Source organism: Jeotgalibacillus aurantiacus (assembly GCF_020595125.1).
GTDB lineage: Bacteria > Bacillota > Bacilli > Bacillales > Jeotgalibacillaceae > Jeotgalibacillus > Jeotgalibacillus aurantiacus.
This window is the reverse complement of the sequence record NZ_JACNMS010000005.1, coordinates 12,533-36,970: the sequence shown is the minus strand read 5'-3', so window position 1 is coordinate 36,970 and position 24,438 is coordinate 12,533. Positions and strand designations below refer to the sequence as shown.

Sequence of the window (24,438 nt, the reverse complement as noted above, 5' to 3'; positions counted from 1 at the left end):
ATGCGAAACACCAGCCAAATCTTGCGAACCTCCCCATTAATTTTACGAACCCCCTTCTCTTCCTTAGAAAGGATGGCTCCTGCCCGACTTTACGAATAAATATTATCCTCCCAAAAACATTCAAACCGAACTGACAATTTCTGCATATAATCACACATTACAAGCATATCAGGAAACGCTTACATAAAAAATCGTTAAAAATTTCAGAAAAAACGAAAAAAACACGAGGATTATTGTTATACTTTGTAGAAATTGTATAGACCAATTGTATGAAAGGATGAGTGCTCCCTTGGAACAGCTTCTTAGTGATTATGATATCCACCTTTTCCACGAGGGAACCTTGCAGAATGCGCAATCTGTATTTGGCGCCCACCTGATTAAAGAAAAACAGAAAATTACTGGAACGCGCTTTACCGTCTGGGCTCCTCACGCCCGTTCTGTTTCAGTCGTTGGAGACTTCAATGGCTGGCAGCCCGGGAATTTGAAAATGGAACGCGTCAACCGTGAAGGCATATGGACGGCAGAGGTTGGGGACAATCTTGAAGGGGAAATTTATAAATACGCCATCACGACACAATCTGGAGATGTGTTGATGAAAGCTGACCCCTACGCTGTTTATTCAGAGCTGAGACCAAACACCGCTTCTATTGTATATGACCTGTCAGGCTATAAATGGGGGGATCAGCTATACCGCCAGCGTATTCGTCGCAGGCGTCCGATTTATGAGCGCCCACTCGCTATTTATGAGCTTCACTTAAATTCATGGAAGCAAAAAGAAGACGGTTCTTTCTATACATATCGTGAATACGCTGATGAGCTGATTCCCTATGTAAAAGAACGCGGTTTCACACATATCGAGCTGCTTCCATTGACTGAGCACCCGTTAGACGCGTCATGGGGCTACCAGGGAACAGGTTATTATTCTCCAACGAGCCGCTTTGGCACGCCTCACGATTTAATGTATTTCATTGACCGCTGTCATCAGGAGGATCTTGGCGTCCTGCTTGACTGGGTTCCCGGTCATTTCTGTAAGGATTCTCATGGGCTATATCTGTTTGATGGGCAGCCACTATATGAATACGAGTCCTTCAGCGACCGTGAAAACCTGGAATGGGGAACAGCAAACTTTAATCTTGCGAAAGGTGAAGTCCGAAGCTTCCTGATCTCTAATGCACTGTACTGGATGAAAACCTTCCGGATTGATGGCCTCAGAGTGGATGCAGTCGCCAATATTCTTCATTGGGCAAACAGCGAGCCTCTTACATCAAATCCGTATGCTGTGGAGTTTTTACAGGAGTTAAATAAAGCTGTGTTTCAGGAAAATCCGCGCTTTCTCATGATGGCTGAGGATTCAACAGACTGGCCAAATGTTACAGGGCCTGTTCATGAAGGCGGACTTGGATTTAATTACAAATGGAACATGGGCTGGATGAACGATGTACTGGATTATATGTCCTATCATCCATTTGAGCGGAGGCATCACCACCACAAGCTGACGTTTTCTATGGTCTATGCTTATTCCGAAAATTATATTTTACCGTTTTCTCATGATGAAGTCGTGCATGGTAAGCGCTCTCTGCTTCATAAGATGCCTGGTGAGTACTGGGAAAAGTTTGCGCAGTGGCGCCTATTGCTTAGTTTTATGATGGCCCATCCGGGTAAAAAGCTCCTTTTTATGGGTTCTGAGTTTGCCCAGTTCGATGAATGGAAATATATACAAGGATTGGACTGGTTTTTAAAGGAATATGAATCTCATCGTCAGGCAGATACGTTCTCGAAAGAATTGATGGATTTTTACCTGTCCCACAAAGCGCTTCATGAGTTTGATCACGATCCTCAGGGGTTTGAATGGATTGATGCTGATAATGCAGAGCAAAGTATTTATTCGTTTATCCGCAGAGGAAAAAGGAAAAGTGACACACTCATCGTCGTTTGTAACTTCACAAATGTCAGCTACGATGCTTTCCAGCTTGGTGCTCCATTCTCAGGGAAATGGGAAGAAGTTTTTTCGAGTGACAGTAAACATGTCGGTGGAACGGATCATCTTAATACTGAAGCCGTTGAAACAGAAGAAAAACCTATGCACCATCGTAAGCAGTCTTTAACGATGAAGGTACCTCCACTCGGTATCACGATTTGGAAACCTGCAAAAAAATAACAGAATCAAGGAGCGTGACATAATGGTTAAAAAGAAGTGTGTTGCTATGTTGTTAGCAGGTGGTCAGGGAAGCCGTCTTCACTCTCTTACAACAAATATCGCAAAGCCTGCCGTGCCGTTCGGCGGAAAGTACCGGATCATTGATTTTACGTTAAGTAACTGCACAAACTCAGGTATTGATACGGTTGGCGTGTTAACCCAGTATCAGCCGCTTGTTCTGAATTCCTATATCGGAATCGGCAGCGCCTGGGATCTTGACCGTCGTAATGGCGGGGTAACCGTCCTCCCACCTTATACAGAGGCATCCGGTGTGAAATGGTACAGCGGTACAGCAAATGCCATTTATCAGAACCTGAATTACATTGAGCAGTATAATCCTGAATACGTCCTGATTCTGTCCGGTGACCACATTTATAAAATGGATTATTCAAAAATGCTTGATTATCATATCCAGAATGAAGCGGAAGCAACGATTTCAGTCATTGAAGTGCCTTGGGAAGAAGCGAGCCGATTTGGCATCATGAATACGAATGCGGACTTTGAAATCGAAGAATTTGACGAGAAGCCGGATGAGCCGAAAAGCAACCTTGCTTCAATGGGGATCTATATTTTCAACTGGAAGTCATTAAAGAATTATCTTGAACTGGATAATACGAATGAAGAATCTTCACATGATTTCGGTAAAGATCTGATTCCTTTATTCCTCAATGAAGGTAAGCGCCTGATGGCTTATCCGTTTGAAGGTTATTGGAAGGATGTTGGTACGGTTAAGAGCTTATGGGAAGCAAATATGGATTTGCTGGAGGAGAATCCGGGCCTGAATCTATTTGATCATTCCTGGAGAATCTATTCCCGTAACCCGAATCAGCCACCTCAATACTTATCACAGACATCTGATGTAAAGGATTCACTCATCAATGAAGGATGTATCATCGAAGGAACGGTCCGCCACTCTGTTATTTTCCAGGGCGTTCAGATTAAAGAAGATGCAATCATTGAAGACTCCGTGATTATGCCGGATGCAGTGATTGGGAAAGGTGCTACAATCCGATGCGCTATTGTACCGGAGCATATTACCGTTCCAAATGATGTAACGATTGAACCTGAAGCGGGATCTGGAGAAATTATTCTTGTGACTCAAGAGATGGTTGAAAAACTTCGAAAGGATGTGACAGCATGAGCCGTTTATTAGGAGTCATTGATGCAGCTACTGTTATGGGGGGACTTCAGGATTTAACCTTAAACCGTTCTGTTGCTTCCATCCCCTTTGCCGGGCGTTACCGGTTTATTGATTTTGTTTTATCAAATATGGTGAATTCAGGCGTGAGCAGTGTGGCTATTTTCCCTAAGCACCAGTACCGCTCATTGATGGACCATATCGGATCAGGAAAGAACTGGGATCTGGACCGTAAACGCGACGGTCTGTTCTTCTTCCCTCCTTATTTTGAACCGAACGAAACGACGAGTATCGGTTCATTTGCCCGCCTGGAGCAGCACATTGAATTTTTCAAGCGCAGCCACCAGGATTATGTGGTCATTGCAAACAGCTACGTAATTACCAATGTGGATTTTGAAGAAGCGCTGGCTGAACATTTGATTCATGATTATGATATTACAGAAATTCAGCATAACGGTGAATCTCTTGAAATGTATGTATTAAGTAAATCTCTTTTAGTAGATTTGATTGAAAATCGACGGAACTCTCAATTTATCAGCGTGTCAGATGTCGTGAAACAGCCTCTGCACAGCTTTAACATCGGGTCGTATGAACATAAGAGCTACACTGCGATTATTGATTCAATTCCTGCCTATTTTAAACATTCGATGGATCTCCTCGGACATGCTGCATGGAGCCAGTTATTCTCGTCAGACCGCCCGATCTACACGAAGGTAAAGGATGAGCCGCCAACAAAATATGCGTCCAATGCACACGTATCCGACTCCATGATCGCCAATGGGGCAAGCATTGAAGGGACAATTGAGAGCAGCATTGTCTCACGTGCAGTGAAAATCGGAAAAGACTCTGTCGTGAAAAATTGTATTGTGATGCAAAAAAGCCAGATTGGAAAAGGCTGTACGCTTGAATATGTGATTTTGGATAAAGACGTGAAGGTGCTGGACGGAACGACACTTAGAGGAACTGCCGAAAAACCACTCGTTCTGCGAAAAGGAAGCATCCGTGAAGCGGCGGTGGCTCAATGAAAGTCCTCTTTGCCGTATCAGAATGTGCGCCATTTGTAAAATCAGGAGGCCTCGGTGATGTTGCCGGGGCCCTTCCTAAAGAATTAAAAAAACTGGGTACTGATGTCCGGGTTATGCTCCCAAAGTATTCTCTGATCTCAGATGAGCTGCTGTCAAAAGCGAAAAAGATCAAGTCAATTACCGTCCAGGTCGGCTGGCGCAATCAATATTGCGGAATTGAGACACTCGAACATGGAGGTATTACATATTATCTGATCGATAATGAATACTACTTCAAAAGGGATTCTCTATATGGTCATTATGATGACGCCGAACGATTTGCCTTCTTCAGCCGTGCAGTTCTTGATTCACTCCCTGTTATCCCATTTAAGCCGGATGTGATTCATTGTCACGACTGGCACACAGGGATAGTACCTTTTCTGCTTGACCGGAAATATAAGCAGGACTCATTTTATAAATCCATGAAAACCGTTTTCACGATTCATAACCTGCAATTTCAGGGTCTCTTCCCTCAAAGTATTCTTGGCGACCTGTTAAACCTTGAGGATCACTATTTCCATTCCGGTGAACTTGAGTTTAACGGCGCGGTAAGTTTTATGAAGGGGGCAATCCTAAGTTCTAATGCACTTACAACCGTGAGCCCGACTTATAAAGACGAAATCCAGACCCATTTCTTCGGTGAAAAGCTGGACGGACTTTTACGTGATCAGTCCTTTAAGCTTTCAGGGATATTAAACGGGATTGATACAGAAAGCTATCACCCGGAGCTTGACTCTTATATTACAAAACCTTATTCCCTGAAAACTGTGGCTGATAAGAAAGAAAATAAAAAAGCACTCCAAAAGGAATTTAATTTACCTGTTACAGATTCTGTTCCTGTGATCGCCATGGTCACAAGACTGACTGAACAAAAAGGCTTGTCTCTCGTCAAACGTGTCATGCATGAACTGATTAATGAAGAGGCGTTCCAGCTTGTAGTTTTGGGCAGCGGTGATCCTGAATTTGAAGGATACTTTCATTATTTGGCAACAGCTTTTCCTGAAAAAACAGGGGTTTATATCGGTTTTTCAGAAGCACTTGCCCACCGGATTTATGCCGGTGCCGATTACTTCCTGATGCCGTCGCTGTTTGAACCGTGTGGACTGAGTCAGCTCATTTCCCTGCAGTATGGAACCATTCCGATTGTCCGCGAAACGGGTGGATTGAATGATACCGTTCACTCTTGGAATGAAGCAGATGAGACCGGTAACGGATTCACATTTACAAATTACAATGCACATGATATGAAGCACACGATTAAACGGGCGCTCTCCTACTATAAAGATCAGAACGTCTGGCCGAAGCTGCAGGAAAATGCCATGTCCGGTGATTACAGCTGGGCACGTTCAGCAGGCGAATATCAGACGCTATATCAGCGACTTCAAGGGAGGAACTAACACAAATGTTCCGTGATAAAAATGCGTTCAAAACCGCCTTCTTGCAGCGGCTGGAGCAATCATCCGGCCTGTCATTTGAACAATCAACCAAGCAGCACCAATACCAGACGCTTGGCATGATGGTACGGGAATACGTCAGTACCAACTGGATCGCCTCTAATGAACATACCCGCAAAGGGGACCATAAAGAGGTGTACTATTTATCCATTGAGTTTCTTCTTGGCAGACTGCTGGTGAGCTCACTCGTTAACCTGGGTGTAAAAGAAATTGTGGAAGAAGGCCTCGCAGACCTTGATATCAGCCTGAGTGACCTTGAGGAAGCAGAGGCAGATGCAGGACTGGGTAACGGCGGTCTTGGACGTCTGGCCGCCTGCTTTTTAGATTCTATGGCTTCTCTTTCCATGGCCGGTCATGGTCACGGGATCCGGTATAAGCATGGTCTGTTTGAACAAAAAATTATTGACGGATATCAGGTAGAACTTCCTGAACAATGGTTACGTAACGGTAACGTCTGGGAAGTCCGAAAGCCTGACCTTGCAGTAGAAGTTCCTTACTGGGGCAGCGTTTCATGGACAGAGGAAAAAGGCCGGATGATCTTTAAGCACGAAAATGCCGAGACCATTCTGGCTGTTCCGTTCGATATGCCCGTGATCGGATATGATACGGACCGGGTTAATACATTACGTCTTTGGGGAGCAGAGCCCTCAAAGAATTTCCCGTCACATAAGGACTTTATGCAATATAAACGGGATACGGAGCAGGTTTCTGAATTCCTTTATCCAAATGACATGTCTGATGAAGGAAAAATACTGCGTCTGAAACAGCAGTATTTTCTCGTCCGGGCAAGCCTTGCCAGTATTCTGCGTGATTACAAGGAAAATCATTGCGACCTGTACGAACTGCATGAACACATTGCGATTCACATTAACGATACTCATCCTGCTCTTGCCATACCTGAGCTGATGCGGATTTTGATGGATGACGAAGGGATGCGCTGGGAAGAAGCGTGGAGTATCGTGACGGAAACGATCTCATACACTAACCACACAATTTTGTCAGAAGCACTTGAGAAATGGTCCGTTGACCTTTTCCGTCCTCTCTTCCCGAGAATTTATCAGATCATCGAAGAAATCAACCGCCGCTTTTGTGAAGAGCTGTGGGAAGCCTATCCGGGTGACTGGGACCGTATCGAGTCAATGGCTGTGATCGCACACGGCTTCGTAAAAATGGCGCACCTGTCGATTGTAGGAAGTCACAGTGTCAATGGCGTAGCCAGACTTCATACCGAAATCCTGAAAATGCGTGAGATGAAAAACTTCCATGAGTTTTATCCTCACCGTTTCAATAACAAAACAAATGGTATTACGCACCGCAGATGGCTGCTTCAGGCGAACCCTGAGCTGACTTCTGCCATCAATGACGCAATCGGAACGGATTGGATCAAGGATACACAAAAGCTCGATGCCCTTATCCCGTTTGCAGAGGATGCGTCGTTCCAGAAAAAAATTGATCAGATTAAATACGATAAAAAAGTGGCACTCGCTGACATTATCAAAGATCGCAATGGCATTACCGTAAACCCTGATTCAATCTTTGATGTGCAGATCAAACGTCTGCACGCCTACAAGCGACAGCTTTTGAACATTCTGCATGTGATGCACCTGTATAACCGGATGAAAGAGGATTCCTCCTTCAAGCCTTATCCGCAAACGTTTATATTCGGAGCAAAGGCAGCACCTGGGTATGAATACGCCAAGAAGGTCATCAAGCTGATTCATTCCGTTGCGAACCTGGTGAACAACGACCCGCTTTCAAAGGATTACCTGACTGTGGTCTTCCTTGAAAACTACCGTGTATCACTCGCTGAAAAAATCATTCCCGCAACAAATATCAGCGAACAGATTTCAACAGCAAGTAAAGAAGCATCAGGAACCGGTAATATGAAATTCATGATGAATGGCGCCCTCACACTCGGTACGCTTGATGGTGCCAACGTCGAAATTGGCGAACTGACAGGTCCTGAACATATCTTTATCTTCGGACTGACTGCTCAGGAAGTCATGCGCTACGAAAAGCACGGCGGTTATCACTCCTATGACTACTATCACGGGGATCCGCGCATCAAAAAAGTCATTGACCAGCTGACATCAGGATTCTTCCCTGATTCCTACTATGATTTTGATATGATCTCAGACTCACTGCTGATGGAAAATGATCAATACTTCCTCTTAAAGGATTTTGATGCGTACGTCACCGCTCAGCAGGATATCACCGCTGCCTATCAAAAGCGAAAAGAATGGCTAACCTCAAGCATTCACAACATCGCCCGCTCCGGCTTCTTCTCAAGCGATCGGACGATCAAGCAGTATGCTGAGGATATTTGGAAGCTGTAACACTTAAAAAGGCTGAGACAGCGATGCTGTCTCAGCCTTTTTGATATTAAAACGAAACACCATTAGTTTTGGAGGAGCATGCTTTTAGGATCTTAGATGCTCTTATGAAAGCCATCAACAGAAATTGTTACCCTATTAACAAAACAAATCGGTCTATCGACAGATTTCAAGTGTCTATCAACAGAAATTCTCCTGCTATCAACATATCATGTCATCTTCAACAGCCTAGCGACATAAAGTGACTTCCTAGCAACAGAAGTGACTATGCTAACAACAGAAATCACAAGGCCATTAATATCCTCATTTTAAAACAACTCATCTCCTTTATTTAACAAGCCTCATCAAAAAACCCCTGCAACCGCAGGGGCACTTGATGATCTCAAGTAACAGTCTTTTAATATTGTTCCTTCACGCAAAAATCATTGGATCAGAATACTTCACAAAGGTCCGGCGGCATCCGTAGACTCCTACGGCGGAAAGAGTCAGGTGAAACCGATGTGCGAAGCACTAGCTGGCTCACCGCGCGGCCTTAGAAAAGCGGAGGCGGGCGTTTAGGGACGTACAAACTGGACTGGCCTCGACGAAGATAAAGGAAACACAGCGAACGTAGTGAGCTGATGTTGACTTATCGAACGAGAGGACGGGAAGTTTGCTAGTCCCTGCCCGTCGGAGCTAGACAACGGAAAGCGAAGGATGAGACCGGCCCGGATTTGTAGAGCTACTTAAACATCACTGCTCATAAATATGAACAAACGGCTCTGTGTCATTCGGTTCCTTAATAATCAGTGCCTCAGGACCATTAATTGACGTAATGCTCACCTCAATATCAAAATACTCAGGGAACAAATCAACAAGACGTCCGGCTACATACTGGGTAAATCCGATAATCTCTGATTTCCCATAAAACTGAATTGGAATGTCAATTTTCAGATTCTCCAGCTGATCTCCCCGGTATAATCCTGTTCCAATCACACTATTGAAATTAGGGAAGTACGTTTCCACATCCTGTTTGAAATTCAGGAATGCAGTTTCATCATCTCTGTAATTCTCTTGTGCTTCAGCTGAAGGGAATAATACATAATTCTCATTCATCTCATTCCAATCACCAAGCTCATTACTTCCCCCGTCCGCTGACGCGTAACCAATGAAGTTACCAGGAATAACAGTCGTTCTCGGCTCCTGCTTAAATAATGCAATGGTGACCGGAACATCCGCCAGCGCTGCTTTTTCCGGATCATCTGCGGCCATTTGACGAAGGCGCTGAAGTACTTCCTGCGCCATTTGTCTTCCCTGCTCTTCAATCTCAGCATCAGGAATCGGCTCCTCAAATGTTGGGCCGAATGGATCATTATCGTTCTGATAGTAGTAAACAGAATTCATCGCGAGCCCAAGCACAACACCACCGAGCCTTACCTTCGATTCATCCTCTTCAGATTTCACAAAGTAGTTATGTTCAAGAATATGAGCTAAATAAATCGGACTTTCCTTCGCCCGCTGCTCACGGTTTTCTCCACCGGCATCAACCGGGTTCAACCCTACATTCTCTTCAGGCTCCATGTCATACTCCTGAAGCTGCGCATCGGTAAACTCACGGTTCAACCAGCTTGTTATCGTATCACTGTCCAGGAACTGTCCTGCCTGGAAAAAGTGCGTTTCAGGATCAAAGTTCTGCTGCGCAACACGCATCAGTCCACTTTCAAATTCTGCAATATCGTAATTCGTCTGCAGATTATTCACGACCATTCCGCGTGAAGGGGATGGTTCGTATGGCAATAAGGTCCGGTAATATTCGTCAGATATCTGGAAGTTTGGAATGATGACAGTCTGTTCTTCCGATTCTTCCGGCGCGTTCTCCTGGATAACCTCATCTTCCTGCTGAAAAGATGGCATACACCCTCCCAGCAGCAAGGAAGCACCCGTTACTGCGGCTATCCACTTTTTCATGAAATGCTACACCTCTTGTTTGGTTATTTCGTCAATGAGCTGCTGCTCATCCCAGATCGTAATATTTAAATCCTGTGCTTTCGTCAATTTAGAGCCGGCATCTTCTCCTGCAACAAGAAGATCTGTCTTTTTACTAACACTACCGGTCACTTTTCCACCTAACAGTTCTATTTTCTCTTTCGCTTCATCACGTGTCAATTGAGCTAACTTCCCAGTTAATACTATCGTTTTTCCTGTGAAAGCAGACTCAACAGATTCCATCCGCTCTTTTTTAGGACCTGTATAAGTAAGATTCACACCATTTTCACGGAGTTCTTCGATTAATTCCTGTACTTCTTCGTTCTCAAAATATGTGACGATTGCATCAGCCATTTTGTTTCCGATTTCATCGATTTGTAACAAATCGTCCACAGTTGCTTCACGCAGCTTGTCAATAGAGCGGAAATGCTCTGAAATCGTTTTGGCTGCTTTGGCTCCTACATGGCGGATCCCGAGTCCAAACAGCAGCTTCTCCATAGAGTTTTTCTTGGATGCCTCAATGGCAGTCAGGAGATTCTCAACAGATTTCTCACCCATTCGTTCTAGTTGAATGAGCTGCTCCTTCGTTAAACGATAGAGGTCTGCTACATCTTCAATCAGATTTTCCTTAAATAGCTGGGCAATGACCTTTTCCCCTAGTCCATCTATGTTCATAGCATTGCGGGATACAAAATGAGTCAGACCCTCCTGAATTTGTGCCGGACATTTCGGGTTGAGGCAGCGGAGTGCTACTTCCCCTTCCAGCCGCTCAAGCTCGCTGTCACAGGCAGGACAATGTGTCGGCATCGTAAATTCCTTTTCATCCCCTGTTCTGCGATCCGTGATCACACTGACTACCTCAGGAATGATATCGCCTGCTTTTTTCACAATGACATGATCACCGAGACGGATATCCTTTTCACGGATCAGGTCCTCGTTATGAAGTGATGCTCTTTGCACCGTTGTTCCTGCTACACGCACCGGCTCTAAAATGGCAGTCGGTGTTAGTACACCGGTCCGTCCAATACTCAGCTCAATATCATGAAGAATCGTGATGACTTCTTCTGCCGGGAATTTGTAGGCGATCGCCCAGCGTGGACTTTTTGCAGTGAAACCAAGCTCCTCCTGCTGAGAAAGAGAATCTACCTTGATGACAATGCCATCAATGTCATACTGCAGTTCAGCACGCTTTTCCACCCAGCTGTTGACATAGTCAATAACCTCTTCAATCGTCCCGCACGTTTTGCGTTCAGGATTCGTCTTCAGGCCATTTTCATTTAATAACTGCATGCCTTCACTTTGCGAATTGATCCCCGTTTCACCCGGATCACCAATACCGTAAAGGAAAATATCCAGGTTACGTGATGCGGCAATTCTCGGATCCAATTGACGCAGTGAGCCTGCTGCTGCATTACGCGGATTGGCAAAGGCAGCTTCTTCACGCTTTTCTTTTTCCTCATTCAATTTAACAAATGAGGATTTCGGCATGAAGGCTTCTCCCCGCACTTCAATGGATAACGGATTCTTCAGGCGCAGAGGGATCGACCTGATTGTCTTCAGATTGGCTGTAATATCCTCACCAACCGATCCGTCTCCCCTTGTCGCACCCTGCATAAACACACCATTTTCATAGCGGAGTGAAACCGCAAGACCATCAATTTTCAACTCACAGCTGTAAGCAATATTGTCACCTACAGCCTGTCTGACTTTACGGTCAAAGTCCCGCAGGTCCGCTTCGTTAAATGCATTTCCAAGACTGAGCATTGGCGTGCGGTGTTCAACCTTTGAGAACTGCTCCAGTACGGCTCCGCCAACACGCTGGGTCGGGGAGTCCTCTGTGATCAGTTCAGGATATTGCTGTTCAATCTCCTTCAGCTCGTTTAAAAGCTGATCGTACTCGGAATCAGGAACCGACGGCTGATCCAGGACATGATATTCATAATTGTACTGATTCAGCTTGTCATGAAGTTCCTGAACGCGTTTTTGAATGGATGGGTCCATAGTGTCATTCCTCTCATTTCATTGGATGGTTTACATTGTATTGACAGGATGATCCGGCTTTCAATAAAAACACCCGTTATAAACGGGCGCTTTTCATTAGCCGCTTACCTTCGTAACCGGTGCAAACTTGGCCAGCAGACGTTTAATGCCGGTTGGGCTTGGAAATGCAATATCAAGCTCCATGGAGTCACCTTCCCCTTTAACACTGACGACGGTGCCTGTTCCCCATTTACCATGCTGCGCTTTATCTCCGACGCTCCAGCCGATATCACTGCCACCTGTTGTCCGCTGAACCGGACGGCGCACAGGTGCTTTACGCGGCTGTGCGGTTGGACGCGGTGATCCTCCGAGACCAAAAGGGTTGGCTTCCTTTTTCATCGGTTCCTCAAGAAGTTCAGACGGGATCTCCGCAATGAAGCGTGACACAGGGTTCATATTCGTGCGTCCAAACAATGTTCTCATCTGGGCATTTGTGATAAATAATTCTTCTTCAGCCCGCGTAATCCCAACGTAGGCGAGACGGCGCTCTTCCTCCATCTCCACTTCCTCCATCAGTGAACGGCTGTGAGGGAAAACCCCTTCCTCAAGTCCCATTAAAAAGACAACCGGAAACTCAAGTCCCTTGGCTGAGTGAAGCGTCATTAACGTGACAGCATCGAGTGGTGCGTCATCTTTGTCGAGCTGGTCGATGTCCGCTACGAGTGCAAGGTCCGTCAGAAACGCAATCAGACTCTTATCATCATTGGCTTCCTCAAACGCTTTTGTAACAGATAAAAACTCATCAATGTTCTCAAGACGGCTTTGTGCTTCAATTGTTTTTTCAGCCTGCAGCGCGTCACGGTAACCTGACTTCTCTAAAATATCCTCAACAAGCTCAGTGACAGACAAATACTCCTGCATTTGCGTCATATTCTGAATCAGTTCCCTGAATTCAAGCACAGCCTTCGCTGCCTTTCCGCTCAGACCAACGAAGTCAGCGAGACCAAGCGCCTCAATCATAGACATATCGTTATCACGCGCATAGTTCGCGATTTTATCAACAGACGTTGAACCGACACCTCTTTTCGGTACGTTAATCACACGCGTCAGACTGATATCGTCGTCCGGATTCGCGATTAAACGAAGGTAGGCTAGCAGATCCTTGATTTCTTTTCTGTCATAGAACTTCGTGCCGCCGACGATCGTGTACTCAATGTTGGATTTCATGAGTACTTCCTCCATCACACGGGACTGGGCGTTCGTACGGTACAGAATGGCAAAGTCAGACGGCTTACGGACGCCGGAGCGTACGAGCTCATTGATTTTCCCGGCTACAAACTGACCTTCCCCCTGCTCGCTGTCGGAACGGTAATAGGTGATTTTCTGACCACCCTTTTTATCCGTCCACAGATTTTTCGGCTTCCGGTTCGGGTTGTTCTTTATGACGGCGTTTGCCGCATCGAGGATGTTTTCAGTTGAGCGGTAATTCTGCTCAAGAAGAATAACGGTCGCATTCGGATAGTCCTTTTCAAATGAAAGGATATTCGTAATATCCGCCCCGCGCCAGCGGTAGATCGACTGGTCGGAATCCCCTACGACACAAAGATTTTTAAAGCGTGACGCTAAAAGCTTTACAAGCAAATACTGCGCGCGGTTCGTATCCTGATACTCGTCCACGTGAATGTACTGGAATTTCCGCTGATAGTTCTCAAGCACTTCAGGAACACGCTCAAATAAATGAATTGTCTGCATAATCAGATCGTCAAAATCAAGCGCAGAATTTTTTCTCAGACGCCGCTGATATTCAGTGAACACCTCGCTGATCGTCTGGTCATAATAGCTTCCTGCATCCTTGGCAAACTGTTCAGGCGTCGTGAGTTCATTTTTTGCCGAACTGATCGCAGCCAGAATGCCTCTTGGATCAAATTTTTTCGGATCCAGGTTTTTATCCTTCAGGATTGCCTTAATAACAGATTGCTGATCCGTGGAATCGAGAATTGTGAAATTGCGGTTATAACCGATTCGGTCAATGTCTCTTCGTAAAATCCTCACACACATGGAGTGAAAAGTGGAAATCCAGACATCCTCAGAAGCACCTCCAAGAATGCTGCCGACACGGTTTTTCATTTCACGGGCGGCTTTGTTGGTAAAAGTGATCGCCAGAATATTGTAAGGAGCAACCCCTTTTTCAATCATCAAATACGCAATCCTGTGTGTCAGTACTCTAGTCTTCCCGGATCCGGCACCTGCCATAATTAAAAGCGGACCCTCCGTTGCCTTAATCGCTCTTGCCTGCTCAGGGTTCATTCCCTTTAAAAGCCGGTCAGTTAAAAATTGCATAATCGCACCACCTCGAACATTTGTTCTTATTATATCGTAACTTGTCTGTTTGCGGCATTTATTTTAAAACTGTTTTCAGTGCCTCATTCAGATTCTCATAAATAATGTTACCAACGACAATGACATCAGCATGTTCAGCCATTTCCTCTGCCTCTTTTACCGAACGGATCCCACCGCCGTAAAATAACACGGCAGATTCAAGCTCACGGCTCACCTTTTCAACAAGCTTTGGATCACCATACATCCCGCTGTATTCCATATAAAAAACCGGAAGCGAAAACAAGCGCTCGGCCATGCGTGCATAGGCAATGACATCATCGTCACTTTTCGGTACCTCTGCGTTTGTCAGGCGTGCCGCTTTGCAATCCGGGTTCAAAATCACATATCCTTCAGCTAAAAGTTCTTCCCAGTTCATCAGGTCACCATGCTCCTTAATCGCCTCATGGTGCAGCCCTGTAATCCACTTCGGATCCTGCGTGTTCAGAACGGTCGGAATAAAATATAAATCATATCCCGGTGTAATCGACTCCAGCGTTGAAACCTCCAGCACACAAGGAACTGTATATCTGCGAACTCTTGCCATCAGATCGAGCACATTATCGAGTGTGACACCATCAGAACCGCCCACCATCACAGCATCCGTTCCTGACTCACAAATCGCTTCCAATGCCTCATCTGATATTTCTTTATTAGGGTCCAGTTTGAATACATGCTTCCACTCCCGGACATCGTACATGCCAAATCCTCCATTCGAGCCTTCATTATCCGTACTATTATAGCACCGAATGTGGATGTCTTAAAGTGCGGGAAGGAATGTGGTTGGGATAGGCGAGTTCGTGAGGTTGCGGGTGGAGTTTGTGAGGTTAGCCTTGGAGTTCGTCAGGTTGTGACGCGAGTTCGTGAGCTGACGACAACAATTCGTCAGGTCCGCGGAAAGTTTGTGAGGTGAGTGTAATTAGAACCAGTCCGCGACCCGAGATTGAGAGGCTGAACTGACGTGACCTGGAGTTCGTGAGGTTAACCATGAAGTTTGTGAGCTTAGCATCGGAGTTCGTCAGGTTGTGACGCGAGTTCGTGAGGTCAGAAAGACAATTCGTCAGGTCCGCGGAAAGTTTGTGAGGTGAGTGTAATTAGAACTAGTCCGCGACCCAAGATTGGGATGCTGAACTGACGTGACCTGAGGTTCGTAAGGTTAACCATGAAGTTTGTGAGCTTAGCATCGGAGTTCGTCAGGTTATGACGCGAGTTCGTGAGGTCAGAAAGACAATTCGTCAGGTCCGCGGAAAGTTTGTGAGTTCAGTATCATTTGACCCAGACTGGAACGATGAAGGAATGTTAGTTTCCCAATCCCCAAAACCCATAAAAATAGACCGGCCCTAAGCCGGTCTCATGTCTTACTCTTCTTCTTTTTTCTCGCTGTGTACACGCTCAAGCACCATGGCGTAAGTGTCATTTCCATAATTAAGACAGCGCTTCACACGGGAAATCGTTGCGGTACTTGCACCTGTCTGTGTTTCTATTTTATGATACGTATTGCCTTCGCGCAGCATGCGTGCTACCTCGAGGCGCTGGGCCAATGACTGAATTTCATTTATTGTGCATAAGTCGTCAAAGAAACGATAGGCTTCGTCTATATCTTTTAGTGAAAGAACGGCTTCACAAAGCTGATCCAGTTCTTTTCCTCTTAATTTATCGATTTGCATCTGGCAGATACAGCTCCTTTTTATAAAGTGCAGAATCAAACTATCATGATCTCTTTTACATTTTAACGCATTATCGTTGGAAAGAGTACCGTTTTCTTTTTCACATCATAGATCCCGCGCTGGGTAATCCTTAAGTACGGTAAATGAGTCGAGCATAGGAATAGCAGTGTATAAACCGGATCGTCGAATTGGTATCCGGCGTCCCTTAGCACTTCCCTTAACTTTCTTTCCTCAGGAATCAATTCGTCCATCGGCTTTTCAGACATGACTCCACCTAAGGACAACGGAATTTCAAGCTGTACTTCCCCGCCGTTTGTGATGACGATTCCGCCTTTTAACGCCTTCATCCTTTCGAATGCGTGTAGCATACCCTTTTTACTTTTACCAATCAGCAGGATATCTCCTGAGCTTGAAAATGATGATGCCAGTCCGCCAAGATCTTTTGCAAATCCTTTGATCAGCGTACAGATTTTCCATTTACCATCACGATCTACAAGCATGAGAAAGGATTCATCCTTTGATCTCGGAAGCTCTTCACCGCTCGCATCCATGGTGATGGAATACGGTTTTGTAATGACGTTATTGACCATATCAATCCCACACGGCATGGAGAACTGCAGATCATCCTCACTTAACGTCCAATCCAGCTCCAGCGCTTCGATTTCCGACCAGTCCGGTGTAAACGATTGGTCAACCTTAACACCATCACGCTTGATCCACTTTCCTTTTGACAGGACGGATTCCGGATTCGGCTCACGCGGATCTGACAATATATTCAGCGTGGCAAGGCGTCCCGTTGCAATCATCCCCTGCATATACTCAAGACGGTAATATTTTGCAATCGAATAGGAAGCCATATGATACGCTTCGATCGGATCGATCCCTTCATCAATGGCGATGCTGATCAGCCTGTCCATCACGCCATCCGCATAAAAGGAAGGTGTGGAGCCGTCGGTCGTCATCATCAGCGAATCGAAGGAGCGCAATCCTTTTTCCTTCAGTTCACGAATCAGTTTCGGCAGATCAGGACGTATAGAGGAATGTCTAAGCGTAACAGCAAGGCCCTGTTCCAGTCTCGTCCAGGCTTCATCTCCAGTCATCGCCTCATGATCACCCGTTATGCCAAGCAGCGTCATTTTTGCAATGGTCTTTTCCGAAGCACCTGGTAAATGACCTTCCACACGCTTATAACGCAGTCTTGCCTCCTGTACCCAGCTCAATAGAAGGTCATCTCCTTCCACGAGCTTTGGCCATGCTGTCAGTTCACCTGCAAGCAGCACGCTTGGATCGTCCAGCCATGCCCTGATCTCTCCATTAGTAAAGTAATCCTCTTCCCGGTTCAGTTCCGTCTGCGAATCAAGGCGGCTCCACCAGTAAAAAGAAAGAGGGGATTTTTTAAACTGTTGCATAAAAGGAAGCGCTTTCTTTTTTCCTGTTAATAAAAGCAGCATCAAATTATCCTGGATAAACGAGGTCGTTCCTCTTTGTGCTGCAAACGCTGCAAAGCTATGCGGATTATATAGTTGAAACGGATGAACGTGTGGCTCAATGTAACCGGGCACCACATATTTTCCTTCGGCATGAACCATTTCAGTGCCTGCTGTATTTTCAGGCAAAGCACTGCCTGTATAGATAATCCGGTCCTGATCAATCCAAATGTTCCCCTTCACCCATTGATGCAAAGAAGAATTTAAATAATGCGCATCCCGGATCAGAATGGCCGGCGCTTTTTTACCTTCAAGGACAGATGTATGTGAACGCAAATGATTGATCTTCCACGGAAATCGCTGTTCCATTATGAATCACTCCAGATCATTTCCCATTTGAAAAATAGTGGTTTAATCGTACCATATTTTACACGTCACCGCATAAAAGAAATAAAATTTTCAACACATTATATTTTTCTTATTGTAAAAAAATACATTTTAGTTGTAAAATATTTAAAAGAGATAAGTTTACTATAGATAACACTCAGTTGACTCATGAACACATTATTTCAACAAATAATTCATTGAGAAGAACGGACAAAACCATTGATACCAAGCATTCCCTCTATTTCCCGAAAAAAACCTGTCGAAATTCGTGCGTTATAGTAGTCTTTTTCGAATAGTATGATACTATTGAAATTAAGGAATAATTTCGAGCAAGGTGAGTGATGGATAATGATAGGTGATCGTGTAAAAGCGCTGCGAAAAGAGAAAAAAATGTCGCTGACAGAACTTGCTGATCAGGCAGGCGTTGCAAAATCCTATATCAGTTCTCTTGAACGGAATCTTCAAAAAAACCCTTCTATTCAGTTTCTTGAAAAAATCGCTCCTGTACTTGGTGTCAGCGTCAATTCATTGCTGGATCCGGACAGTGATAGTGCACCTGTTGATAATGAATGGGTGGATCTTGCGAAAACTGCGATGGAATCCGGCATATCGAAGGAACAGTTTAAAGAGTTTATTGAATTTAATAAATGGCGCATTAATCAAAAATAGCCTTAACAGATCACCTTTGATCTGTTAAGGCTATTTAAAGAAAATGCTCACATTCAGCCGGCGAATAAGTTCTGCTGACTCCATACAACTGACTCCTGGCTTTTTAAGAACTGTGCGATCTCTTCCTTAGAAACTCCGGCTTCGACTGCTTCCTTGATCAGAGCAACCCATTCCATGTCTACCTCATGTTTTTGACCCATACTCTTCCCCTCCTAAAATACTTGATTACAGTACTTCAGGCGGCTCAGCCGTCGTAGCAATTTCTCTCTCTACTTGCCTTAGACCCGTTAGCTTTGCGTCCCAGCTTTTCAGCAGGTTTGCCTTTTTCTGTATCGCAAAGATGATCACAGCATCTTGGTGTTCAAAGGTGTCAATAATGCTTCTGATGGTACAAGAGTTCAAAGTTTATGAACTTATATTACCATTACCCTCCTGAATGATAAATAGTCCCATAGACCTAAATATTCTGACTTTTTCAACATTAAATTTATGTTACAATTCTATTCTTGTAGATTTTTAAATAAACTTGTCTTCCTGCCTTCACAATTTGATGATTTACTTCCTGAAACGACTTGGCCCGATAGAAAGGATTGTCGGTCAGATCCTCACCACACACAGGACACAGCCATGTCCCTTCCTCCATACAACTGAACGATGAGCGTTGACAGCGAGTGCATTCCTTTCTTACCATAGCCAGCCCCTCTTTCTTTTTGTTCTTTATAAAGAATTAATATATTTTCATTATACTCTATAAAGAACAATCAACAATAGGCAAATATGGTCCTGTGTTAAATAAAATATCTTATTTACTCTCCATATCTCTCTTATGCTCTTTTTTCTTCATATTCTTATTATTTTCTAATTAGTTTGAAAGGTGTGGATTTTGTAAGCTTGTATATGAAGTGATGTATAGGCCTACATGAAGAGAAAATCACGGTAATAGGTTTTTTTGAAGAAATCATATTTTTATAGAAGCGAATGAAAATAAGAAAGCAAAGGAACCGAATTCGAAAAGATTGAATAGCTCTCCTGAAACATGAAATCCAGTCCATCCAGTTTCATGACGTTCTCCCCGGGACAACAAAAAACAAAGAGGACTCCTGCACCTGGAGCCCTCCAATCGTCGATATATAACTATTTCCCTTTATATCCGGCTTTCCAGCCAATATCCCGTCTGTAAAACAATCCGGTTGTGTCAGTACCGCCTAATGCTGCATAGACTTTCTCCCCGGCCTGCTGGGCGGTCATACCGGACGCTGCAGCGAGCAGGACTCTTCCTCCGTCAGATACGATCAATCCGCCTTCTTTTTTCGTGCCGGCATGATAAAGGGTCACTTCAGCTGTAAGCACACTTTCAAGAGAAATTTCTTTTTGATAACTGCCCGGGTATCCGTCTGCTGCTACAACTACTCCCAGTACGGTTTCTTCAATCCATTCCGCATTTACAGGCTGGTCTGTCAAAAGGTTAACGAGCAGCTCTGCTAAATCAGACTTGAGTCTTGGAAGGACAACCTGTGTTTCCGGATCACCGAAGCGCGCATTGAATTCGATTACTTTCGGTCCGTCTTCAGTCAGAATTAACCCCGCATATAGAACGCCTGTGAAGCTTCTGTCTTCCTCAATCATCGCCTGAACGACAGGTTTAATGATGGCGTCCATCGCCACATCCGAGACTCCTTCAGGCAGGTGGGCAACCGGTGAATATGCGCCCATTCCTCCTGTATTCGGACCTTCATCGCCATCGTAGGCTCTTTTATGGTCCTGGGCAAGCTCAAGTGGAATAATGCGGTCATGGTGAACGAGGCACATAAAGGAGAATTCTTCTCCATCAAGGAATTCCTCGACAACAATTTTAGAAGATGAGGCACCAAATTTAGCACCCGCCAGCATGTCCTCAGCGGCTTGCAGTGCTTCTTCCTCTGTCAGAGCCACGACCACACCTTTACCGGCAGCCAGACCGTCTGCTTTAATGACGATCGGGGCACCTTGCTCATGTATGTAGCGCTTCGCTTCGTTGAAATCTGTAAAGGTCTCATAAGCAGCTGTCGGAATACTGTATTTTTTCATCAGTTCTTTTGCAAATGCCTTGCTGCCCTCAATCGCTGAAGCCTTTTGCGATGGACCAAACACAAGCAGGCCCTCGCGGTTAAATGTGTCAGCCAGTCCCTCTGAAAGTGGCTGTTCAGGTCCGATCACCGTCAGATTGACAACTTGATCTTTCGCAAACTGCAGAAGTGCTTCCTGATCACCCTCTGAAATATCCACACATTCAGCAATAGCTGCAATCCCTGCATTTCCAGGCGCACAAAACACACGCGCTACAGACGGATCCTTACTGAACTTATCACAAATCGCGTGCTCTCTTCCCCCGCGCCCTACAACGAGTACATTCATTCAAAACGCCTCCTTTTTTGATCAGCGTAGAGTCAGAGCCTGTCCCTGACTCTACTAAGTCTGCATTGTAAAAAAAGAGCTGACTCCTTTCCGGGAAGTCAGCCAAGGTATGAAAATATGCTGTAAGTGGTTTTGACATGGACCTCTTACAATGAGAGTAAACATGGATGAAAAACTTGAATATGAAATACGTTAAATGTTGATTATGCTCTTTTAAGAAAGACTTAGTGTTTGAAGTGACGGACACCGGTCATGACCATGGTGATACCGTGTTCGTTGGCTTTCTTAATGGAATCCTCATCGCGGATGGATCCGCCTGTTTGAATAATCGCTGTGATGCCTGCTTTGGCTGCTGCTTCCACCGTGTCATCCATTGGGAAGAAGGCATCGGATGCGAGACTTGCTCCTTTTGCACGGTCTCCTGCCTGTTCCAGTGCGATGTTAGCTGCACCGACGCGGTTCATTTGTCCGGCACCAATTCCGAGTGTCATCTGTGCATCTGCGACAACAATTGCATTCGACTTAACGTGTTTCACCACCTTCCAGGCAGTCTTCATAGCTGCCCATTCCTCTTCAGTAGGCTGGCGTTCTGTTACGACACGGAGCTCAGCATCGTCAAGCGTGTAGCGATCCTGGTCCTGTACAAGGAGACCGCCTTCAACGGATGTATAAAGGTATTCATGCTTCACATGGCGATCAAATGGTACAGTGAGCAGACGAATATTCTTTTTCTTCGTTAAAATCTCAAGTGCATCCTCTGAAAAGGCAGGTGCAATGACGATTTCAAGAAAGATCTCAGCCAGCTGCTCAGCTGTTGCCTTATTGACTGCACGGTTAAACGCAACGATCCCGCCAAAAATAGACGTTGAATCTGCTTCATAAGCTTTTTGGAATGCTTCTTCAGGGCTTGCGCCTGTTCCGACTCCACATGGATTCATATGCTTAACAGCGACTGCTGCTGCTTCATCAAAATCCTTGACGATCTGAAGTGCTGCATCTGCATCCTTGATGTTGTTGTAGGAAAGCTCCTTACCATGATGCTGACGCGCATGGGCGATGGAGAATTCCGAGCCGAGCGGATTGCGGTAGAAAGCTGCTTTCTGGTGAGGATTTTCCCCGTAGCGCAGATCCTGCTTACGCTCATACGTAATTGTGATACGCTCAGGGTTTTCTTCACCTGATTCCTGCGTTAAATATTGTGAAATGTAAGCATCATAGGCAGCAGTGTGACGAAATACCTTTGCAGCAAGGCGACATCTCAGATCCTGCGATACGTGACCATTATCCTTCAATTCACCAATCACACGCTCATAATCAAGCGCATCTACGACAACTGTTACGTAAGCATGATTTTTAGCGGCTGCACGAAGCATCGTCGGACCGCCGATATCAATGTTTTCAACAGCATCATCAAAAGATACATTCGGCTTCGCAATCGTCTGCTGGAACGGATACAGATTCACGACAACGAGATCAATCGTTTCAATTCCCTGCTCCTCAAGCTGACGCTGATGCTCAGGCTGATCCTGCTTGGCAAGAAGACCGCCGTGAATAGATGGGTGAAGCGTTTTAACACGCCCTTCCAGAATTTCCGGAAACCCTGTTACATCCTCTACTCCGGTTACGTTTACACCGTTATCCGCAAGTAAATTCTTCGTTCCGCCAGTTGACAGAATTTCATAACCAAGCTTTTGAAGTTCTTCTGCAAATTCAACAATGCCTGCTTTATCCGAGACACTGATTAACGCGCGTTTTGACATCGTATTTCCTCCAATGATTCAGCAAATAGCTGGTTTAGTGTGTCAGGGTAGAGCTGATGCTCAATGTCGTGAATCGTCTGCTCAACCTTCGCCCGGTCCATTCCTTCTGCTAAATGAAATGCCTGCTGTGAAATAACCGGCCCCGTATCCATTCCTTCATCTACGAAATGAACCGTAACACCTGTTACTTTCACACCATAGGCAAGCGCCTGACCGACGGCATCCTTACCCGGAAAAGCCGGCAGCAGTGAAGGATGAATGTTCACAATGCGATTTGGATAAGCTTTAAGAAGGACCTCTCCGATGAGTCTCATATACCCTGCTAATACTAGCCATTCTACTTCTTTTTCATGCAGTCTTTCAAGAATAGCTGATTCATAGTCTGCTTTTGAATCAAATGTTTTCGGGTTATGCGCACAAACCTCAATGCCAAGCGATTCAGCCCTTTTAATGGCATAGGCCTCAGGCTTGTCCGTCACCAGTAGAACGAGACTGCCAGTCAGCTTCCCATTTTGCACGGCTTCGGCAATCGCCTGAAAGTTTGAACCGCTCCCTGATGCGAAAACCGCAAACACAGGCTTAGCGCTCATAAAAGCTGACCTTCTTTCCTTCTTCAGCCGTGACTGAACCAATCTGGTAAGGTGTTTCTCCGGCTTCCTGCAAAGCTTTTACAACATCGGCAGCCTTCTCCTGGTCAACCGCAAACACAAAACCGATGCCCATGTTAAATACATGGAACAGCTCGTCCTGTGTCAGCCCTCCGGCACGTTGAATCAGATCAAACACCGGCAGCACCGGCCAGCTCCCAAGGTGAATCTCAACTGACGTTCCATCAGGCAGCATACGGGGCAGGTTTTCATAAAAACCGCCACCTGTTACGTGTGCCATCCCTGTCACGCCACCTGCTTTTAAAGCAGCGAGGACCGCTTTCGGATACAGGCGTGTCGGTGTCAGCAGGATTTCACCAAGCGACTGATCAAAACCTTCCGCTGTTTCAGTTAATGAATAACCAGCCTGCTCAAGCAGCACTTTTCGAACGAGCGAAAACCCGTTACTGTGGATACCGCTTGATGGAAGGCCGATGAGCACATCACCAGGCTTGATATCTTCACCTGTAATAATCGATGACTTTTCAGCAGCACCAACCGCAAAGCCGGCCATATCATATTCGTCTTCCTCATACATCCCCGGCATCTCCGCTGTTTCACCGCCGATTAAAGCACAGCCGGATTCCACACAGGCATCCGCTATTCCTTTTACGAGCTGTTCGATTTTTTCAGGGTCAGCTTTTCCGACTGCGAGGTAATCAAGGAAGTACAATGGCTCCGCTCCCTGTGCGGCAATGTCATTGACGCACATCGCCACGCAGTCAATGCCGATCGTATCGTGCTTATCAAGGGCAAAAGCGAGCTTCAGCTTTGTGCCGACGCCGTCTGTTCCGGAAATCAGTACCGGCTCTTTATAATTCAGTGAAGATAGATCAAACATGCCGCCAAAGCTGCCAAATGCGCCCATGATTCCCGCACGTTCTGTTCTCTTCACGTGTTTTTTCATTCGTTCAACGGCTTCATAACCGGCTTCAATATCAACGCCGGCCTGCCTGTATGCATCTGACATGTTGATTCCT

17 protein-coding genes and 1 riboswitch are annotated in these 24,438 nt (G+C 45.4%); of the genes, 6 read left to right on the top strand and 11 right to left on the bottom strand.

Annotation, left to right across the window (positions count from 1 at the left end):
• Positions 1 to 289: 289 nt before the first annotated feature.
• Genes glgB through H7968_RS14670 form a run of 5 tightly spaced genes read left to right on the top strand, consistent with a single transcriptional unit; the run spans position 290 to position 8,189 of the window.
• A complete protein-coding gene (gene glgB / locus H7968_RS14690; RefSeq protein WP_319799505.1) occupies positions 290 to 2,158 on the top strand; it encodes a 1,4-alpha-glucan branching enzyme in 1,869 nt (622 codons plus the stop codon).
• A 22-nt stretch (positions 2,159 to 2,180) separates the two neighbouring features.
• Positions 2,181 to 3,338 (top strand): glucose-1-phosphate adenylyltransferase, encoded by a 1,158-nt coding sequence (locus tag H7968_RS14685; protein WP_264476759.1) that lies wholly within the window; start codon positions 2,181 to 2,183, stop codon positions 3,336 to 3,338.
• Entirely contained in the window at positions 3,335 to 4,360 is a 1,026-nt protein-coding gene (locus H7968_RS14680; protein ID WP_227396854.1) for a GlgC family sugar phosphate nucleotidyltransferase, read from the top strand. The genes H7968_RS14685 and H7968_RS14680 overlap by 4 nt, the downstream gene beginning before the upstream one ends.
• Positions 4,357 to 5,796: a glycogen synthase GlgA gene (gene glgA, locus H7968_RS14675; RefSeq protein ID WP_227396853.1), complete on the top strand. Its 1,440-nt coding sequence runs from the start codon at positions 4,357 to 4,359 to the stop codon at positions 5,794 to 5,796. The genes H7968_RS14680 and glgA overlap by 4 nt, the downstream gene beginning before the upstream one ends.
• A 5-nt stretch (positions 5,797 to 5,801) precedes the next feature.
• Positions 5,802 to 8,189, top strand: a complete 2,388-nt coding sequence (locus H7968_RS14670) for a glycogen/starch/alpha-glucan phosphorylase (protein WP_227396852.1) — start codon at positions 5,802 to 5,804, stop codon at positions 8,187 to 8,189.
• Positions 8,190 to 8,918: 729 nt separating this feature from the next.
• Here H7968_RS14670 and H7968_RS14665 read toward each other — a convergent pair.
• From H7968_RS14665 to H7968_RS14640, 6 genes are all read right to left on the bottom strand, one after another.
• On the bottom strand, positions 8,919 to 10,133 hold the full coding sequence (locus H7968_RS14665) for a CamS family sex pheromone protein (protein ID WP_227396851.1): 1,215 nt from the start codon (positions 10,131 to 10,133) through the stop codon (positions 8,919 to 8,921).
• Positions 10,134 to 10,139: 6 nt separating this feature from the next.
• The gene (gene ligA, locus H7968_RS14660) at positions 10,140 to 12,152 is read right to left on the bottom strand and encodes an NAD-dependent DNA ligase LigA (protein WP_227396850.1); all 2,013 of its coding nucleotides are present in this window, start codon (positions 12,150 to 12,152) and stop codon (positions 10,140 to 10,142) included.
• 96 nt (positions 12,153 to 12,248) lie between these two features.
• The gene (pcrA, locus tag H7968_RS14655) at positions 12,249 to 14,471 is read right to left on the bottom strand and encodes a DNA helicase PcrA (RefSeq protein WP_227396849.1); all 2,223 of its coding nucleotides are present in this window, start codon (positions 14,469 to 14,471) and stop codon (positions 12,249 to 12,251) included.
• 58 nt (positions 14,472 to 14,529) lie between these two features.
• Positions 14,530 to 15,207, bottom strand: a complete 678-nt coding sequence (locus H7968_RS14650) for a heptaprenylglyceryl phosphate synthase (protein WP_227396848.1) — start codon at positions 15,205 to 15,207, stop codon at positions 14,530 to 14,532.
• 658 nt (positions 15,208 to 15,865) lie between these two features.
• Positions 15,866 to 16,174: a YerC/YecD family TrpR-related protein gene (locus H7968_RS14645; protein ID WP_227396847.1), complete on the bottom strand. Its 309-nt coding sequence runs from the start codon at positions 16,172 to 16,174 to the stop codon at positions 15,866 to 15,868.
• A gap of 62 nt (positions 16,175 to 16,236) precedes the next feature.
• Positions 16,237 to 17,970, bottom strand: coding sequence for an adenine deaminase C-terminal domain-containing protein (locus tag H7968_RS14640; protein WP_227396846.1), 1,734 nt, complete (start codon positions 17,968 to 17,970; stop codon positions 16,237 to 16,239).
• Between the two features lie 366 nt (positions 17,971 to 18,336).
• Here H7968_RS14640 and H7968_RS14635 point away from each other — a divergent pair, with 366 nt between their 5' ends.
• Positions 18,337 to 18,657, top strand: a complete 321-nt coding sequence (locus tag H7968_RS14635; protein ID WP_134372845.1) for a helix-turn-helix domain-containing protein — start codon at positions 18,337 to 18,339, stop codon at positions 18,655 to 18,657.
• Positions 18,658 to 18,710: 53 nt separating this feature from the next.
• Here the strand turns inward: H7968_RS14635 and H7968_RS14630 are convergent, their stop codons facing one another.
• From H7968_RS14630 to purM, 5 genes are all read right to left on the bottom strand, one after another.
• Positions 18,711 to 18,857: an anti-repressor SinI family protein gene (locus tag H7968_RS14630; protein ID WP_227396845.1), complete on the bottom strand. Its 147-nt coding sequence runs from the start codon at positions 18,855 to 18,857 to the stop codon at positions 18,711 to 18,713.
• Between the two features lie 35 nt (positions 18,858 to 18,892).
• Positions 18,893 to 18,989, bottom strand: a riboswitch (cyclic di-GMP riboswitch).
• A gap of 802 nt (positions 18,990 to 19,791) precedes the next feature.
• On the bottom strand, positions 19,792 to 21,051 hold the full coding sequence (gene purD / locus H7968_RS14625; protein WP_227396844.1) for a phosphoribosylamine--glycine ligase: 1,260 nt from the start codon (positions 21,049 to 21,051) through the stop codon (positions 19,792 to 19,794).
• A gap of 224 nt (positions 21,052 to 21,275) precedes the next feature.
• The gene (purH, locus tag H7968_RS14620) at positions 21,276 to 22,811 is read right to left on the bottom strand and encodes a bifunctional phosphoribosylaminoimidazolecarboxamide formyltransferase/IMP cyclohydrolase (protein WP_227396843.1); all 1,536 of its coding nucleotides are present in this window, start codon (positions 22,809 to 22,811) and stop codon (positions 21,276 to 21,278) included.
• Positions 22,793 to 23,401, bottom strand: a complete 609-nt coding sequence (purN, locus tag H7968_RS14615) for a phosphoribosylglycinamide formyltransferase (protein WP_227396842.1) — start codon at positions 23,399 to 23,401, stop codon at positions 22,793 to 22,795. The genes purH and purN overlap by 19 nt, the downstream gene beginning before the upstream one ends.
• A complete protein-coding gene (gene purM, locus H7968_RS14610; RefSeq protein ID WP_227396841.1) occupies positions 23,391 to 24,428 on the bottom strand; it encodes a phosphoribosylformylglycinamidine cyclo-ligase in 1,038 nt (345 codons plus the stop codon). Before purM ends, purN begins: the two co-directional genes overlap by 11 nt.
• Between the last annotated feature and the right edge of the window lie 10 nt (positions 24,429 to 24,438).

Coding starts and splice junctions, on each gene's coding strand:
- H7968_RS14685 (WP_264476759.1), top strand. CDS start 2,181: ATGGTTAAAAAGAAGTGTGTTGCTATGTTGTTAGCAGGTGGTCAGGGA.
- H7968_RS14680 (WP_227396854.1), top strand. CDS start 3,335: ATGAGCCGTTTATTAGGAGTCATTGATGCAGCTACTGTTATGGGGGGA.
- glgA (WP_227396853.1), top strand. CDS start 4,357: ATGAAAGTCCTCTTTGCCGTATCAGAATGTGCGCCATTTGTAAAATCA.
- H7968_RS14670 (WP_227396852.1), top strand. CDS start 5,802: ATGTTCCGTGATAAAAATGCGTTCAAAACCGCCTTCTTGCAGCGGCTG.
- H7968_RS14665 (WP_227396851.1), bottom strand. CDS start 10,133: ATGAAAAAGTGGATAGCCGCAGTAACGGGTGCTTCCTTGCTGCTGGGA.
- ligA (WP_227396850.1), bottom strand. CDS start 12,152: ATGGACCCATCCATTCAAAAACGCGTTCAGGAACTTCATGACAAGCTG.
- pcrA (WP_227396849.1), bottom strand. CDS start 14,471: ATGCAATTTTTAACTGACCGGCTTTTAAAGGGAATGAACCCTGAGCAG.
- H7968_RS14650 (WP_227396848.1), bottom strand. CDS start 15,207: ATGTACGATGTCCGGGAGTGGAAGCATGTATTCAAACTGGACCCTAAT.
- H7968_RS14645 (WP_227396847.1), bottom strand. CDS start 16,174: ATGCAAATCGATAAATTAAGAGGAAAAGAACTGGATCAGCTTTGTGAA.
- H7968_RS14640 (WP_227396846.1), bottom strand. CDS start 17,970: ATGGAACAGCGATTTCCGTGGAAGATCAATCATTTGCGTTCACATACA.
- H7968_RS14635 (WP_134372845.1), top strand. CDS start 18,337: ATGATAGGTGATCGTGTAAAAGCGCTGCGAAAAGAGAAAAAAATGTCG.
- H7968_RS14630 (WP_227396845.1), bottom strand. CDS start 18,857: ATGGGTCAAAAACATGAGGTAGACATGGAATGGGTTGCTCTGATCAAG.
- purD (WP_227396844.1), bottom strand. CDS start 21,051: ATGAATGTACTCGTTGTAGGGCGCGGGGGAAGAGAGCACGCGATTTGT.
- purH (WP_227396843.1), bottom strand. CDS start 22,811: ATGTCAAAACGCGCGTTAATCAGTGTCTCGGATAAAGCAGGCATTGTT.
- purN (WP_227396842.1), bottom strand. CDS start 23,401: ATGAGCGCTAAGCCTGTGTTTGCGGTTTTCGCATCAGGGAGCGGTTCA.
- purM (WP_227396841.1), bottom strand. CDS start 24,428: ATGTCAGATGCATACAGGCAGGCCGGCGTTGATATTGAAGCCGGTTAT.